The 17210-nt window shown below is 30.6% G+C and carries 11 protein-coding genes; 8 read left to right on the top strand and 3 right to left on the bottom strand.

Going from position 1 to position 17210, the window contains the following annotated elements:
* The first annotated feature begins 2 nt into the window (after positions 1-2).
* Positions 3-965 (top strand): NAD(P)-dependent alcohol dehydrogenase, encoded by a 963-nt coding sequence (locus D1815_RS05340; RefSeq protein WP_118386226.1) that lies wholly within the window; start codon positions 3-5, stop codon positions 963-965.
* A gap of 32 nt (positions 966-997) precedes the next feature.
* Positions 998-1855: an alpha/beta fold hydrolase gene (locus tag D1815_RS05335; protein WP_118386225.1), complete on the top strand. Its 858-nt coding sequence runs from the start codon at positions 998-1000 to the stop codon at positions 1853-1855.
* A 1496-nt stretch (positions 1856-3351) separates the two neighbouring features.
* Here the strand turns inward: D1815_RS05335 and D1815_RS05325 are convergent.
* Entirely contained in the window at positions 3352-3648 is a 297-nt protein-coding gene (locus D1815_RS05325; RefSeq protein ID WP_205486655.1) for a hypothetical protein, read from the bottom strand.
* Between the two features lie 186 nt (positions 3649-3834).
* Here D1815_RS05325 and D1815_RS05320 point away from each other — a divergent pair, with 186 nt between their 5' ends.
* The 6 genes from D1815_RS05320 (at position 3835) to D1815_RS05295 (ending at position 13804) form a co-directional block, all read left to right on the top strand.
* Positions 3835-4059 carry a helix-turn-helix transcriptional regulator gene (locus tag D1815_RS05320; protein ID WP_118386222.1) on the top strand — a complete coding sequence of 75 codons (225 nt, stop codon included), beginning with the start codon at positions 3835-3837 and terminating at the stop codon, positions 4057-4059.
* Positions 4059-5132, top strand: coding sequence for a DNA cytosine methyltransferase (locus D1815_RS05315; RefSeq protein ID WP_199726781.1), 1074 nt, complete (start codon positions 4059-4061; stop codon positions 5130-5132). The genes D1815_RS05320 and D1815_RS05315 overlap by 1 nt, the downstream gene beginning before the upstream one ends.
* Entirely contained in the window at positions 5122-8022 is a 2901-nt protein-coding gene (locus D1815_RS05310; protein ID WP_118386221.1) for an ATP-binding protein, read from the top strand. The genes D1815_RS05315 and D1815_RS05310 overlap by 11 nt, the downstream gene beginning before the upstream one ends.
* A 1-nt stretch (position 8023) precedes the next feature.
* The gene (locus tag D1815_RS05305; RefSeq protein ID WP_118386220.1) at positions 8024-9574 is read left to right on the top strand and encodes a response regulator receiver domain; all 1551 of its coding nucleotides are present in this window, start codon (positions 8024-8026) and stop codon (positions 9572-9574) included.
* A 1235-nt stretch (positions 9575-10809) separates the two neighbouring features.
* On the top strand, positions 10810-13086 hold the full coding sequence (locus tag D1815_RS05300) for a lytic polysaccharide monooxygenase (RefSeq protein WP_233557614.1): 2277 nt from the start codon (positions 10810-10812) through the stop codon (positions 13084-13086).
* 211 nt (positions 13087-13297) lie between these two features.
* The gene (locus D1815_RS05295; protein ID WP_118386219.1) at positions 13298-13804 is read left to right on the top strand and encodes a hypothetical protein; all 507 of its coding nucleotides are present in this window, start codon (positions 13298-13300) and stop codon (positions 13802-13804) included.
* A gap of 195 nt (positions 13805-13999) precedes the next feature.
* Here the strand turns inward: D1815_RS05295 and D1815_RS05290 are convergent, their stop codons facing one another.
* A complete protein-coding gene (locus D1815_RS05290) occupies positions 14000-16156 on the bottom strand; it encodes a T9SS type A sorting domain-containing protein (RefSeq protein ID WP_118386218.1) in 2157 nt (718 codons plus the stop codon).
* Between the two features lie 409 nt (positions 16157-16565).
* Positions 16566-17135, bottom strand: a complete 570-nt coding sequence (locus tag D1815_RS05285) for a DUF427 domain-containing protein (RefSeq protein WP_118386217.1) — start codon at positions 17133-17135, stop codon at positions 16566-16568.
* Positions 17136-17210: the final 75 nt, after the last annotated feature.

Genomic DNA, 17210 nt, shown 5'->3' with positions numbered 1-17210 from the left:
TTATGAAAACAGCAATTTATACATCTTATGGTTCTCCAGAAGTTATCCAGATAGTTGATCAAGAGAAGCCATTACCAAAACCTAATGAAGTTTTAGTGCGAATTAAGGCATCGTCCGCTACGCGTGCCGATACAATGATGAGAGCAGGAATACCGAAATTTGGCAGGTTGTTTCTCGGTTTTTTTAAACCAAAGAATACGTTTCTAGGAACAGGTTTTTCTGGAGTTATTGAATCAGTTGGTACAGAGGTAACTCAATTCAAATTAGGAGATGAAATTTTTGGAGAAAAACTATTTAGTAATGGCACTAACGCAGAATTTCTATGCATTGCTGAGAATTCAATAATTGCTTTTAAACCCAACAATTTATCACATCAAGAAGCTGCACCTGTTTGTGATGGTTTTCTAACCTCTTATAATTTTTTAAAAGACATCGTAAACATTCAACAAGGACAACATATTTTAATAAATGGCGCTTCGGGAAGCTTAGGAACTGCTGCTGTTCAAATAGCAAAACTTATGGGTGCTACTGTCACAAGTGTTTGTAGTACTAAGAATATTGAGTTGGTCAAATCCTTAGGAGCTGATTTTGTGATCGACTATAAAAACAATGACTTTACAAAAAATACCAATACATATGATGTTATCTATGATTCGGTAGGAAAAACCAATTATAGTAAGTCCAAAAATGCTTTAAAACCTAGTGGAGTATTTATAACGCCAGTTTTAAGTTTAAATATCTTGTGGTATTCAATGAGTAATCCCAAAAGAGTGAAGTTTGCAGCTACAGGTCTAAAAAAAACTGAGGAATTAAAACGATTATTTTTAGAATTAGTAGACTTTTTTAAACAAAAAAAACTTAATACGGTTATTGATAAAACCTACAACCTATCAGAAATTATAGAAGCGCATCATTATCTCGAAACTGGGCGAAAAGTAGGTAACATCGTTATCATAAATCAATAATAATAATTTATCAATCAAAAAACGAACATTGTATGTTTTTTAAATCAAAAGAAGGAAAGGAAAAGATACTAAACCTATATCATCAAAAGTTAAACGGCTTATCAATAGATTATTCTGAAAAATTAATAGATACCAAATTTGGTATAACGAATGTAATACGTGTCGGAAACACTAATTTACCACCTCTTGTATTAATTCATGGTACAGGTGGCTGTGCACCTTTAATTTTAGAATCATTTCCTAATTTATCTTCTAAATACTGTGTTTATGCCATTGATGTGCTTGCTCAACCTAACAAGAGTGCAGAACAAAAGTTAGATATGAAATCTCTTGATTATGGACAATGGTTGTTGGAAGTCATCATAAAACTAAGAATTAAAGATGTAACGTTGGTTGGCTTTTCTTTTGGAGGGTTAATTAGTCTAAAGGCGCTAGAGTTTAGTGAAATATCTATAAAAGAAGTCTTTCTAATAGCACCGGTTTATATTGTAAATGGAAATCCCTTTCTAGGCTTAATTAAGATGTTTATACCACTAAAAAAATTCATAAAAACTAATGATCAACATTACATTAAAAAAGTAATGGATGTCCTTTTTTCTGAATATGACGATTTTGCAGTAGCGTATATGTCAATTACTTTTCAAAATTGTAATATGGACTTTTCATCATTACCTGTTATAGCTAAAAAATTTGCTCAACAAATAAAAACACCTATTACCATTTTCGCCTGTGAAAACGACATTATATTCCCTGGTAAAAAAATGATAAGAAGAGCCAAAAAGATTTTCCCTTCTTTAAAAGAGACCATATTATTAAGTAGGTCTAAACATGTACCAAATGCAACAAATTTTAATAAAATAGAAAAGATAATTCTAAATAAAAATAAGTAATTAGATGGAGATATTTAAAGTAAGTTTCTTTACTTGAGGGAGCAAAAGTATTTATTTAGGCTCTATCAGAACTAATTAATGATTTGTATTTTTATTTGGAAACCAACCTGTGCTCATCGCAGTCGAAGTAGCAGGAGGGGAGTGTAATGTGTGCGGATAAAAGTAGATTTTAAAAGCAGTCTTTTAATTTTTTTAATACTATTTAGTATACCAAAAATAATAATGCTGCAGCCAAAAATTAGCTCTAGCCACCAAAAGAAATCAGTATTTCTAAAAAGAATTATAGATATTCTGATCACTAGATAAGCCATCAATAAATAATTAATTATAGTTTTATTCTTTTCTTTTATAGAAAAATAAATAAGGTTGCCAAGTATTAACAATGCGCTAATTATAATTATTCCTGTATTGTAAGGCCAATGCATTACACGCATTAGTATGGCCATAGTTAATATAGCGCTAAGTATCCAACCAAAAATACCAGGATATTGTTTTTCGATTAAAGTACTTTCCATAATACATATAATCGCTAATAAAATTAATTTTATGTTAGTTATAGGAATCATACTGAAATTTATAGTTTCAGTATGTAATACACTAAACAATATAGTATTTATCAAACTTGGTATATAAACTAAGCTAAAAAAAATTGTAACAATTAGTACATATGTGTTTCTAGACAATCTTTATTTTTTAGTATTTAAATATAACATTAGCTAAAATCTAATTTAAGTAATTAATAACAATAAAAACGACTAGGTTTTAGTTTATAAAGCAATTTATATTATGTAAAATAGAACCTCGAATTTCAAATCGACCTCAGAAAACTTTGGAGAAAACAACCCTTCGGCAAGCTCAGGGTAAGTAGGTAAAGGAGCGTCCATATTTTAGACGAGTTTATAAAATTGATCCTGTGAATCAATTTTGTAAAGCTGCGAGATGGTGTGGCTGGATAATGTTAGCAGTAATAAGAATCATAAACGCTAAAAATGCTTATGCGGAAACTTACATAATGGCAAATTATAGCTACAAATTTCAAACGTGAGGTTTAATCATAAACGCCTTAAAAGAAATATTAATGACCCCAGTAGCTAATATTGCTATGAAATAGAATTACTGTGGGATATTTTACATAGTATTACATTATAGCTACTAATAATAAACAAGCGTGTCGTAAAACGGCTTTGACATAATATCTATCGATATAATACGCTGGCGCGTACTTATATCTGATATTATATGAAATACGCGGTATCCGCCTTTTTACTCATATAAACATATTTGTACTATAATGTACTTGCGTTATGTCACTTTGCTTGGGTAAAGCAAAGTTTTTATACCTCTACAGTTTATTTTAAAAGTTTTCTAACGAAAATCCTCTTTAAAAAAGGTAATGGAACACTTATTACCCGAAACGACAATAGGAGAGTAGGGGAATGTGTGTGGAATGGATACTTATCTAAAAATGTTAAAATTAAGAGTACAAAGTTAAATGTCTACAAATCGATAAGATATTTTAATCGACAATAACATTCTTTTGCTAAAGGTTTTAAAGATTGCCCATCTGGTGTAATTTTATAATCAATAGATCTATTCATAAAAGAAGCATATGTTTCTGCCAAATAATCATTTATTTTCTCTTTTGGAATATTCATTAATTGGTAGATAATCTCCAAAATTGCAAGATGATGAGTACTTAATCCGTCTAATCCTATACTTTCTAAACCGTATAATAATTGACTATGTTTAAGGTCTTGATGTATTAAATCAATGATTAATTGTTCATTTTTCATAGAATTATTTAGTATTTATAGTAGTTTATTTGTCGATTATTGAAAATAAAATCCACTTTTTAAGATAAAATATTCCGATTATAAGAACAAATGTAAACAAAAACGGATAAAAATATTTGTAATCATTTAGAAAACCGGAAAATAATAACTGAATAACTAATTTTATGTTCATAAAATCAGATAATAATGACAGATTTAGGTCTCTACTTATCAAGGAAATCTATAAATAGATCAGATGTTTCTAGAAAGACAGGAATAAGTAAAACACGTCTTAGTGAACTGTCAAATAATAGAAGAACAAAATTACGCGTGAGTGAGTTGTATCTTATTGCACTAGCCATAGAAGCTAATCCTTGTGAAGTATTAAATGAAGTTTGTAAAGATTTAGAAATCAAAAAAAATAATAGTTAGTGTCAACAATTAATAAGACTAAAAAAATAAAGGCTGTTGATTTCTTTTGTGGAGGTGGAGGGATGAGTTATGGTATGCAAAAATCAGGTATTCAAGTGTTGGCGGGCATAGATTATGAAGAAAAATGCAAAGAAACATATGAAGCGAATATTAAAAATGCCAAATTCATAAAAGCTGATGTCTTTGAACTTAAGGTGGAAGATTTAGAAACTGAACTGAACTTAAAGCGTAATGATGACGAATTATTATTAATTGGCTGCAGTCCTTGTCAATTTTGGAGCATCATAAATACAGACAAAAAGAAATCAAAGAAATCAAAAAATTTATTAAAAGAATTTGGAAAGTTTGTAAAATATTTTAATCCAGGTTATGTTGTAGTTGAGAATGTACCTGGAGTACTTAGAATGAAGGGAGAAAGTGGATTAGGTGCTTTTATTAAATGGCTTAAAAAGAATAATTATAAAGTTCATTTCGATGTACACAATACTGTTGAATACGGCGTTCCTCAAAACAGAAAGAGATTTACTTTAATTGCAAATAGAATTACTGAAAATGAATTAGAACCTATTAAAGCAAGAAGAACACTTACCGTCAAAGATATTATTGGTAAGGCAAATGGTTTTCCTGAAATAAAAGCAGGACATATCGATAGTTCTGATTTTAATCATACAGTTCCAAATATTAGTGATATTACACTAAGGAGACTAGAAAAAGTAGAAAAGGATGGTGGTAATCGATTAAGTTTTGCTGACGATCCAGAATTACAATTAAAATGTTTTATAGGAAGAGATTCTTCTTTTAAGGATACATTTGGTCGATTGTGGTGGGATAAGCCATCTCCTACAATTACAACAAAATTCTTCAGTGTATCTAATGGTCGTTTTGTACATCCAGAAGAAAATAGAGCTTTATCACTTAGAGAAGGAGCTTCTTTGCAGTCATTTCCAAAAAGTTATAAATTTATAGGCACCAGTATGGGAAGTATTGCAAGATTAATTGGAAATGCGGTTCCTCCTGAATATGCAAAAAGAATAGGAAAAGCAATCATTAATAATCATAAGAATGCAATTTAGAACTAAAGCTAGGGCAGTAGATCTGCTTGGAAAAGGTCAAATTGCAGATTTACCAACAGCTATAACGGAGTTATGGAAAAATGGATATGATGCTTATGCAGATGACCTAACTGCCGAAATATATTTAGAAACATATAAAGATGTTAATTCTCCTCTATTTGTAATGACAGATGACGGTAAGGGAATGTCTAGAAACGATATTTTTGAAAAATGGTTGGTACTTGGAACTGACTCTAAAAGTAGAGCAACTTTAGAAGACAAAGAAAGTGAAGAAACACTTTGGAAAAAACCTAGAATAAAAGCTGGGGAAAAAGGAATTGGAAGATTATCAGTGGCTTTTCTTGGAAATCCAATGTTAATGTTTACTAAAAAACAAGGTCATCCGTTACAAGCCTTATTTTTTGATTGGAGATTATTAGAAAATTACAATCTATTCTTAGATGATGTAGATATACCAGTAGAAAATATTGAAAATACTACTGAATTTTCAATAAAATTTGAAAAATTAAAAAAGTCTTTTCTTAATAATTTTTCGAAAGACGAAGATTCAGAAGGAAATCCAATTTGGGAAGAAAAACAACTTGAATTAAAAACTGAAATTGAAAACTCAATTGAGAATTCGCAAATTCCAGATTTTTTATCAAAGAAATTACTTAATGACTTATTAAATATTGAAAATGATCACGGTACAAAGTTCGTAATTTTTGAACCTATTGATCAAATAGTAGATTTGACAAATAGTGATGAAGATGGACTTGTTGATAAGCAATTTGTTATTTCCAGTTTATCTGGGTTTACAAATGATTTTAAAGAACATAATAAAATAGTAAAAACTTCTATACCTGTTTTTAAAGAAGAAAATTTTGAATATGATTTTCTAACATCTCAAGGAAATTTTTTCACAGCTGAAGATTATAAATTGGCAGATATTATAATTGATGGAGTTTTAGATGGTAAAGGAGAATTTAAAGGAAAAATCAAAATTTATGATGAAACTATTGATTATTCCAATTTGAACCCAAGAAGAAATGATAGTCGAAATCATTATGGCTCTGTCCCTTTAAAAATAGGTTATTCTCAAGGTCAAGAAAAAGATTCTAAGTTTGAAGGAACTGGATATCAAAAAATTAATCAAAAGGTTACTGAATATGGAGGTCTTTATGTATACAGAGATAATTTCCGTGTTTTACCATATGGAAGGCCAAATGCGGATTTTTTGAATATTGAAGAGCGGAGAAATATTAGAATTGGAACCTATTTTTTCTCATATCGAAGAATGTTTGGTTATATAGATATCTCAAGAGATAGAAATGGTGATTTAAAAGATAAATCAAGTAGGGAAGGTCTAATAAATAATTCTAAATACCGAGCTTTTAAGAGTGATCTAGAAAGTCTATTAATTGATTTAGCTAAAACTTACTTTTCAGATAAAGCAAAGGAATCAATATTTTTAGACAAGAAAGCTGAGTTCAATGAACAAGATGAAGCAATTAAAAAAGACAATAAAAGAGCAATTGAGGAAAAGAAAGCTTTTTCACGATCTTTGAAAGATTGCCCAAAAAAATTTGAACAATATCAAATTGAATATAAATCTATCTTAGAACAATTAGAAGATAAAACAAACGCATCTAATATATTATATTCAGATATTGAAAATTTATTAGATAGACTTCATACTCTTGATATTGAATTTAAAAATTTAATACCAAAAATACCAAAACGCTATAAGCCAACCGATACGCAATTAGATCGTTTAAGTAAATATGAAAATAAGTTATTAAAGTTTAATGATACAATAAAGAATGATAGCGCTCAATTAATGACTAAGGTTAAAGAAAAACTGGAAATCAAAGAATTGAAAATGGAATTCACCAAGAACTATCAAAAATATAACGGCACACTTGAAAAGATAATTACTGAAAATCGAGCACAATTAAAAAGTCAATATGATAACTTACTCAAAGATTTTTCTTTTCGTTCAAGAAGAATTATCGATGAATTAAATTTTGATAAAGATAAAATTGTTAATTCTATAGATTCTAAAGAAAGTGTTTTAATTGAATCTGAAAAGCTAGGTACTAAATTTGAATTCCTTCGAGAACAAATTAGCAAGGAACTATCACCTTTAGTGGATCACTTAAGTAAATTAAGTTTTGATATTGATGAAGAATTAGTTCAAGGTGCTTATAAAGCTGAGTATGAAACTATAAAATATAAGTGGGAGCAAACTAGAGAAACTGCTCAATTAGGTGTTGCTGTTGAAATCATAGATCACGAATTCAACCAGTTATATGCTAAAATAAATAATTCTTTAGAAAAACTTAGTAGTGATAATCTTTTTACAGATGCGGAGCAGTTTCAATTTTTAATTCAAAACTTTAAGCAATTAGAAGATAAATATGAACTTCTTTCTCCTTTATATAGGATTGCAGGAGTTGTACCTAAAGAAATTAGTGGGAAAGACATACACGCTTACTTATTAAAATTTTTCGATAGAAGAATCAAAGATTATAATATAGAACTGAAATGCACACCTACCTTCATCAAAAATGTTTTAAATATCAAAGAACCAGTAATTCATACTGTTTATATTAATATAATAAACAATGCTATATATTGGATGAGAAATAAAGAACATCGAAAAATTTTATTGGATTATAAAACTGATACTGATGAAATTATTATAAATAATTCAGGATTAAAAATTGAAGAGCATCGTTTAGAAAAAATATTTGATATGTTCTATTCTAATAAACCTAATGGTAGAGGGATAGGTTTGTATCTTTCTAAACAAAGTTTAAATGAAAATGGTTTAGATATTTACGCCACAAATGATAAGAACTATAATCAATTAAATGGAGCCTGTTTTGTTATAAAACCAATGTTATAGTATGACTTTAAATCAAAAGACAAAAGAAATAATATTGGATTCTATTAAATCTGCAATTTTCATAGATGAAAAAGCTTTAGAACCATACAAGGTTAAACCTAGAAATCCATGTCCTGAAGTAAATTTATCAATTAATCTTCTTAAAAAATTTAAAGAGAAAGGTATTTCTTTAGCAGTACATAAATTTTCTCCTAATGACCTTGAAAATGAAGAACGATTAAAGTATTTTTTTAAAAGAAGAGATTTGGTACTTTTAGACTGGCGACTTGATGGTAATGATGGAGAAGAGCATTCTTTAAATTTATTATCAAAAATAGTTAAAGAAAAACACATTCATTTTTGTTCGATATTCACTTCAGAGGTAAATATGGATGAAATTATTGATAACTTATCAACTTATTTTTCAGGTTATAATATAGAATATTATCAAAACATAATTGATGAGCTAGATATTTATAGAGATGATAATTTAGCTACTTTTAACCAAATATCATTCAATGATGATAGGTTTAATGGAACCCTTTTTAATGCTTTTAGATTAATTGATGTAGGATTACCACAATTAATAAAAGATTGTACGGGCTTGTCTAAATTTGGAGAAGCACTTATTCAAGTTAATTATGCATTTTCTAATTTACATAAATCTATAATATCGAATCCAAAGTTATCTCATATAAATAGAACAAACTTTAGTTTAAACATTAATAATACTATTATAACTATTATTCCTAAATCTGAAAATAGTGCAATTAAAATTTTAAACAGATTGGTAGACCAAGTAAGAAAGTCAGAAAATAATCTTTCTCAATTATTAGGTTTAGATATGCAAAATAGCTTTACCAACAACGCTTCTTTTATTGATGAAAATTTATTGAATACTAGTATTGATACATTAATGTATCACCGGAAGCAATTAAAAGCACATAATTTGGATTTGGAATTTAATAATTTCATAAAATCAATTTTATTAGAACATTCAAAATTGAAATTAGAAGATTCTGAACTAAAAATACTTGAAGAAGAGTTTCTAGATAAAATATCAAAGCAAAAATATAAAGTTTCTGATGATGAAATAGCGGTACTAAATGCGTTTTATAATGGTACTGTTTTAAAAGAAAAGAAATTATTAAATTTTGGAGATATCTTCAAAGGAGAAAACACGACTTATTATTTATGCATAACAGCACTCTGTGATTGTATTCTTCATAATGGTGAGAGTAATATAGACTTTAATTATTATTTTGTGAAAGGAAATTCTATTCCTTTAGAAGAAGGTATAAAAAAAGGTGATGGTGGTTTTATTTCTTATGTAAATTCTACAACCTGTATTTTGTGGGGAAATGAATATGTAAAACCAAAACAATATTATGTTGAAAACCCTGAGTTAGTTGATAACAAAATAAGAATAGAGTACAGAAATAAACAAAGAGTTTTAGTTCAAAAAGATATTGAATATGTCTTTACGTTAAAGCAAAATTATGCTCAAAGAATAACAAATCACAGTTTTAATCATCCAATAAGAGTAGGTGTTGATTTTGTTAAAGTTGATTAACTGTATGAAAGCTATTAAGTTGTTATATTATGTAAAATAGAATCGAAAAGTTAAAAAACTGGCCTCAGAAAACTTTGGTATAAACAATAGGTAAAGGAGCGTCAATATTTTAGAGGTTTACTACTAAGGTTTAATCAAAGCTATAGATATTCATTCTATTTCTAAGCGATCTTATGAGTTAGAATGCTTTCTAAAATATAGCGACTGCGCCGTACATTGTTTCCAAAGTTTTGGGAAGCCTTGATTTTTTGTTTCTTTTTCATCAAGGAAAAAGATAATGCAAATCCTAAGAAAAGTTTAATCTGTGTTCTGCATATAGCATGTGCATAGAAATTATCTCGTAGAGTAATTTTATGCTTATGCGGGAACCTTCACGAGAATCGCGTAAAAACTTTTTTCACGTGTGATTGTTCAAATACGCAATTTATAAGTTACCTAAAAGTGTTTGCTTTTTTTTGGTGTGGCCAAGCGTTGGCAAATTGTGTGTAGAGAAAAATGTATTGAGCATTTTTGTTTACAAAACAATAAAGCGGTTGGGCGCGGCAATTTTACATAACGGCAAATTATAGCTACAAATGTAAACGTGAGGCTTAATCATAAACGCCTTAAAATAATTTTTAATGACCCAAATAGCTACGATCATTATGAAATAGAATTATCCTGGGATATTTTACATAGTATTACATTATAGCTACGAATGAGCTTAACGTTTCGCAAATTGGCTTTTACATAATTGCTGACGATATAAAACACCTAACGGTGTCGTTATATCTGCAATTATGTAAAATACTACGTATGCGCCAATTTGCTTCAATAAATACATTTGTACTATAATTTATATTATGTAAAATAGAATATTTTATACCATACCCTATATCAATTTCCTCATCATTATGTACGGTTTATATATAAATTCATCAATTAGTATCAATATTCGTAATTCTCATAAATCGATTATTCCGTACAATCGTACAAGAATTTTCAAATACGCGATTCTCAGCGATTAGGATTTTCTACATCTTTATACCTATATAATTCTTCTTGTAGGCATTTCTATATACATAAAATGAAAACTGTTAAACACAATCCTCAACTAATTCTGATTTATGTTAAATATGAATTTAAAAAATGTTAATTAGTTGACAACAACAATCCTAAATAGTAATTTCATAATTGTTATTGAACCACCCTGTTTTTTTGATACGTAAATTCAATACTAACAATTCAATAACAACATGAAAAAAACAAACTCTAAAACCAAAACTTTAGGTTGGATGATTTCCTACCTAAGAAAATGGTCAACGCCTTTATTGCTGTGCGTTGCCTTTATTTTCCCAAGCCTTCAGACTATTTTTCCGCACGGTACTGTAACAAGTCCTCCTAGTAGAGTCTGGATTTGTTTTCAAGAAAATCCCGAGAGTCCCGATTCGCCCGCCTGTATTGATGCTGTAGCTATGTATGGTACGCAAGCATTATATGACTGGAATGAAGTTGCACGTATGGATGCTAATGGTATGCATCAAGCCATTATTGCAGATGGTAATCTTGCTAGTGCAGGACGTCCTGATAAGTATGGAGGCCTTGATCAAGTACGTGGTGATTGGGTTACCACGCCGGTAACTCCTGGCCCATTTACGGTAACATGGACAAATTCTGCTCCCCATCAAACATTGTATTATAGAGTATATATTACGAAAGCAAGCTGGACTCCGGATCAACCTTTAACCTGGGATAACCTTGAACTTCTGGTAGAAACAGAACCGCGAGAAGCATCTGCCACTGACAATATAGATGTTGTACTTCCTGCAAGAACTGGTAAACACGTTATTTATAGTATTTGGCAACGATCGCTTACAGAAGAAGCTTTTTATTCTACTAGTGATGTTGATTTTGGTCTAACAACAGAACCACAACCTCCTGTAGCATTGTTTACTAGTGATAATGGTCCATGTGGCGGCCCAGATGTGGAGTTTGATGCCAGTGATTCCTTTGATCCTAACGGAGATACGTTGACTTATTCTTGGGACTTTGGAGATGGTACAACTGCAGAAGGTATTACCGTTTCTCATAGCTATACCAATCTAGATAGCGCTACAGTAACCTTAACAGTTAGCGATGGTGTTTTTAGTAGCGGTGTCGTACAAACAATTGACTTAGTAATAGATACCGATTGTGAAGAAATAATTTGTCCTTTTGATACACCAAGAGCCTCTCCTCTACCTTCTGTAAATAGTTCGTATTCAAATATTTATGTATTGGGGGATAACGGCCCTAATTTAGATAATATAGCCAATTGTTCTATCAATTGGGATTTAGGAAACAATGGTTTATACCAATTTTCATTTAGTACCAATAACGGTATTCCGAACTGGTATAATGATTTAATCGAAATATCTACACAAAACTTTAATGCTCCTGGATCACAACTTACCATTGCTGGTTCTAGTTTTGTAGGATTAGATGGAAGTTATTACGTAACCTTAGACGGAGATAATCTGGTGTTAGTTTCTACTACAGGAGATTTTACCATTTATTGCAGTAATTCTGATATAGCTCCGCAATGTGGTGATATTATCGATCCAATAAATACTGCTCCTATAGCTATGCTAACTGCTACACCAACAACTGGAGTTACTCCTTTGGATGTAGTATTAGACGCTTCTGGATCAACTGATGCAGATAATGATATCCTAACTTATAGTATTGATTACGGTGATGGAACTCTTGGATCGGATGCTATTTCTACACATACATACACAACAGGTGATTATATTGCTACTGTTACGGTTAGTGACGGAAATGGTGGTACTGATACTGCTTCTGTTATGATTACAGTTACAGATGATATTATAGATCCACCTACTGGTGATTGTTCTTTTGGTGCGCCAATCGAAACCTCTTTGGTAAGTATAAATACATCTTACGATAATGTATACGTTTTGGGTACTAGTGGTCCAGATTTAAGCAATATTAATTTGTTTACACTAAACTGGAATTTAACTAATAATGGTTTATATCAATTTTCTTTTAATTTAGATATAGCTCCTTGGTATATTGATTTCTCAGACGCTGTACAAAACTTTAATCAACCGAATCCTCAAATTTCTTTGGTAGGTACTGGTATTCCAGGTTTGGATGGAGATTATTTTGTTACTACAGATCAGAGAAACTTTGTATTAGTAGCTAAAGATTACACTATTTATTTTAGTGATTCTACTACAGCACCAGTGTGCGAAACTGCTATAAATAGAGAGAATGAAATAGAAAACACGCTCTTCGAAATGTTTCCGAATCCTGCAACTGGTAGTGTTTCAATAAAAAACACAACAGATTTAAAGAATAGCATCATTATGATTTCTGACCTGAGCGGAAAGAAATTAAAATCAGTAAGAGTACCAACAAGTACTACCGAAATGATAATTGATATTTCTGGAATTAAATCTGGATTATATTTGGTTAATATTTTGTACAATTCTGGTGGTAAACGTAGTTTAAAACTAGTTATCAACTAAGGGCTTGTTCTCTTAGAATAGCATAAATTTTATGAACAACCTTCTAAATTTTAGAAGGTTGTTTTTTGTTATTACATTAAAAAAATTGAACGTTCGTCTATAGGTTTTAAACCTTTATAAAAAAAATCAGGTAAACACATATTATTATTCTACCTTACTAAGCAAGGCGGTCATTCATCATTTATTAAACCTTATAAATCCTTTTTTATCAATGAGATATCTCTTAATCTTTATATGTATTATTTTTTATAGTTGTTCTAATAAAACTCAGAAAACAGATACACCAATACCTATACAAGGTGAATTCAATGAAAAAGATGTGGCATGGTTTTACAAAAATGGAAATTCTAGTATTAAAGGAATAGCAAAGTTTAGATCAAAAGATGGAGATGTTCGTTTTGGAAAACAATTTAGACTAGAACTAAACCCGTATTCACCATATACAAAGGAACGGTTGAATTATATATACAAAAACGATGACGCTGGTTTTGTATATGTCGAAGATGGCATTCCTAAATTTACTCCAGATCCAGAAGGATATCATAAAACCAGGAAAATAATGTGTAATGAACAAGGAGAATTTGAATTCAAAAATTTACCTCCAGGAGATTATTACATCATTGCTTTTATGTTATGGGATGAAACAGGTGGAGGCATTATGAAACATATAAAACTAGGTGATAACGAAACAAAAGTTGTGGAAATGGTTAATTTCTAAGAGAATACAATAATTAGACTAAAAAAAAGAGCATTCAAAAATGAAAAGGAATATACTCACACTTAGGATTCTATATCCATTCTGTATGATCATTGGTATGTTTGCTTATAGAAATTATTCTGTAATAAATGATTTTATTTGCTATATAAATTAAAGGGGACAATTGTGCCCCCTTTATTATGATTTAATGATATGTTATTCAATTATTATTTGATGGGTTTCGTCTTTGCCATTTCCTGTTATCTTTAAAAAATAGTTACCTCCTTTTAAATTGCTGACATCTAATTGAATTTTATTAGCTTTATAGTCCATTTTTATATGTTTAACAGTTGCTCCTGTAAAATCATGTAATGTAATAATTGTAGATTCTACGACTATATTATTTTCAAAACTGAAATTTTTAGTGGTACTCATCCGTTCAATTGTTAATTGATCAGATGTTGGATTTGGATATGCTCTCATTGAATAAATTCCGATTCCAGAACAGCCTGGAATAGATTGAGAACCATAAGCAGAATCTCCACAGGAATTTGTAGCCTGTACTTGAAGATAACCTCCGCCACAGCCTACATAATAATTCAGATAAGAACTAGAGGTGGTTACTTGAGTCGAACCATTAATACCGTAAATTATCCAGTTATAAGGAGCAGAGCCACCAAAAGCTTGTGCATTAACCCAACCATTATTATTTCCATATATAGAAAGCGACATGTTCGTACTTGCACCATTAGCAGTTGCTGTTCTTTGCATAGTATAGGTATTACCACAACCATTAGGAGGTGTCACAACAGCTCTTACCCAAGCGCTTCCTGTTCCATTGGCTTTGAAGGTACTCGGATTTGTTCCTTGTGTAGATGTTCTAGTTAAATTACTACTGCTACTCCAATTAATTGTTGAACCTGCCGGTAAATTGTAAACGGTAACTTTTCTTTCTGTACATCCGATAGTTCCTGGATTACTTGTATAAGCTCCATTAAGTGTATTGGTAGTTTGCGCTCCTGTTCCACAAGGATCCAGCCAGTTGCTTAATCGAGTACTATTTGTACCTCCGCCATTCCATGATAAATTAAATCTTCCGTATTCTCCTCTATTCTGATTACAATACGTATTGAAGGGGTTATAGTTTTGATTCCCATGTAGTTGTCCTACTACTCTTTGATTCTGATTAAAAATTGGACTACCTGAAGAACCATGTTGAACTACGCCATCATCAAAATTGACAAGCCAACGATTATTGGTTCCATTCCAACTTGATACTTGGAAATTATTGTTTTCAATAGAAATTTTCCTTAAATCACCTGCGGGATGATGTATAGATGCACCACTGGTTGGAGTATTTGTTCTTCTATCCCAGCCTGCATAGGTATGGGTACCATTATATTTCAAGCTCTCAATTTCTAAGAGAAGAAAATCGGTATTAAACCACCCAGCTCTAAATATGGCTCCGTTAGAATTAACAAAATTAAAATGACTACTTGTTGTGCTACATGAGACTCTTCTAAAACCAAACTTGAACAACCAATCTTCAGCATTATTTCTTTCACTTGTACTTAACGTTCCATTATTATTGGAATCGGCACAATGAAAAGCAGAAAGAAAATAAGGTCTTAAACTGTTATCAGTGCTATTTAAAAGACAACCGCTACAATGTTCTGCTCCACTAGATAATAAAACTAAAGCTACAGAATTACCAGTTTGCACCCAAGCATTAAAGCAAGCTAGATCATTATTACAGGCTTCAGATGCACCAGGTGTTCCCCAAGTTCTCTCGCTGTTAAGTCCACGATACGCATGTACTACACGTTTTATAGTAAAACTACTTCTATTCTCTGAATTTTTTGGTTCTTTCACATACATAATAACACGATCACCAAATATTAAATCTGTCAAAAAAACACCCTTTTTTTTATTGCTTTCACTTGTTACGGGCCCATAAATCATAGTTCCACTATCGTTATATAAGTAAAGCTCTGCACCATCTGCAAGTTTTAGGTTTTTAAGAACAAAATTAATAGAAAGAGCACCTTTGGAATAAAATTCTGATGACCAGACTCTACCATCCTCAGTATCTGTACCGTCCTTTCCAACGTCTACCCTAATATTGGTATCAAAACTTTTTCCAAATCGATAAGGTCTTGCTTTTTCTGACTTTTCTGTTCTTTTATCTTCTTCAATCAATGTGTTTACATTGAAATCAGGCATTGTGATTAATCTTTGGGTTTTTTGATTAATGTTTAATTCTGTAATCTTTTCTAAAGCATTACCTTCTGGATAATAGTTCGATTCAACCTGTGAAAAAGTGACCTGAATAGTAAGAAAAAACAGCGCATAAATAAAGTGTTTCGTTTGCATAATTGATTATTTATTGGTTAATATTTAATTTTATCTCATATAACTAACATTAATAATCTCACTACTGTTTTTAATGATAAAAACTTCTATTAAAAGCATCTATTCTTTTGATAGCAAAGTTTACTACAATAACGATAAATTATGAATGAACACGACCTGATGTCATGTGATTTAGGGATAGTTTTTAAATTTACAAAAAAAACAATATAAAATATTGACTGTTAAGCACTAAGTATTAAATTTTTAGGGAATTTAACATATGTTTTTTTATTAAATCAATTGAAGATTTTAGAATAAGTTCAGATAGCGTTTAACACCTATTTAATCAAAAAAAAAATAGTATTTGTTATCTGGTGTTATACTAGCGAAAACTTCCCGGGTATAGCTCTCCTGATATTAAAAAATATCATTACCAATGTCCTGTTCCAGGTTCTCCCTTAAAAGGTCCAACCAAATCAGAAGTAATCCATCCTGCATAAAATTGACTAGATTGTGCTCTTACTTGTTCTCCATCAACATAACAATCAAGATGTTGCGGATAAAAAGCGATATGATCTTTTAATGCTTCAAACTCTAAAAATGGATTAGGATATGACCACGCCACAGGAATATTACTCATTTCCTTTAATGTCCAATACACTGCATTTCCTTTCCATTCGCACATTGAACTCTTATTAGGCATCGTAACAAGCGTATTCATATCAATATCATTTTTAGGGATATAATATGTTGGTGGGCTTGCAGTCTCTAATACTGCAAGTGCATTACGAGAATCTACAATCCTAATATCCTTATGATTCACAATTACTGGCTTACTAACTTTTTCAATGATCGGGGGACGAGGAAAATCCCAAACTGATCGCTGATTCTCTTTAGGTTCAATTGCAAATGGAGGTCTTTCTACACCCTTATAATTCCAGTGTTCTCGAGCTTTTCGTAACCAGTCTATCTTTGTCTTAGCTTTCTTATTAGATCCCATAATTGTAGTTTATACAGTATATTTAATTATCACAGCTAAAATAGCAGAAGATCAAATTCATTACGTAAACCCATC

Source organism: Aquimarina sp. AD1, from assembly GCF_003443695.1.
GTDB lineage: Bacteria > Bacteroidota > Bacteroidia > Flavobacteriales > Flavobacteriaceae > Aquimarina > Aquimarina latercula.
Note: the sequence above shows the minus strand (reverse complement) of the source record. Positions and strands in the feature narration are given on the sequence as shown.

Excerpts from the sequence above, each read along its gene's own strand:
- D1815_RS05325 (WP_205486655.1), bottom strand. The coding sequence starts at position 3,648 with ATGAAAAATGAACAATTAATCATTGATTTAATACATCAAGACCTTAAA.
- D1815_RS05320 (WP_118386222.1), top strand. The coding sequence starts at position 3,835 with ATGACAGATTTAGGTCTCTACTTATCAAGGAAATCTATAAATAGATCA.
- D1815_RS05335 (WP_118386225.1), top strand. The coding sequence starts at position 998 with ATGTTTTTTAAATCAAAAGAAGGAAAGGAAAAGATACTAAACCTATAT.
- D1815_RS05295 (WP_118386219.1), top strand. The coding sequence starts at position 13,298 with ATGAGATATCTCTTAATCTTTATATGTATTATTTTTTATAGTTGTTCT.
- D1815_RS05290 (WP_118386218.1), bottom strand. The coding sequence starts at position 16,156 with ATGCAAACGAAACACTTTATTTATGCGCTGTTTTTTCTTACTATTCAG.
- D1815_RS05300 (WP_233557614.1), top strand. The coding sequence starts at position 10,810 with ATGAAAAAAACAAACTCTAAAACCAAAACTTTAGGTTGGATGATTTCC.
- D1815_RS05310 (WP_118386221.1), top strand. The coding sequence starts at position 5,122 with ATGCAATTTAGAACTAAAGCTAGGGCAGTAGATCTGCTTGGAAAAGGT.
- D1815_RS05305 (WP_118386220.1), top strand. The coding sequence starts at position 8,024 with ATGACTTTAAATCAAAAGACAAAAGAAATAATATTGGATTCTATTAAA.
- D1815_RS05285 (WP_118386217.1), bottom strand. The coding sequence starts at position 17,135 with ATGGGATCTAATAAGAAAGCTAAGACAAAGATAGACTGGTTACGAAAA.
- D1815_RS05340 (WP_118386226.1), top strand. The coding sequence starts at position 3 with ATGAAAACAGCAATTTATACATCTTATGGTTCTCCAGAAGTTATCCAG.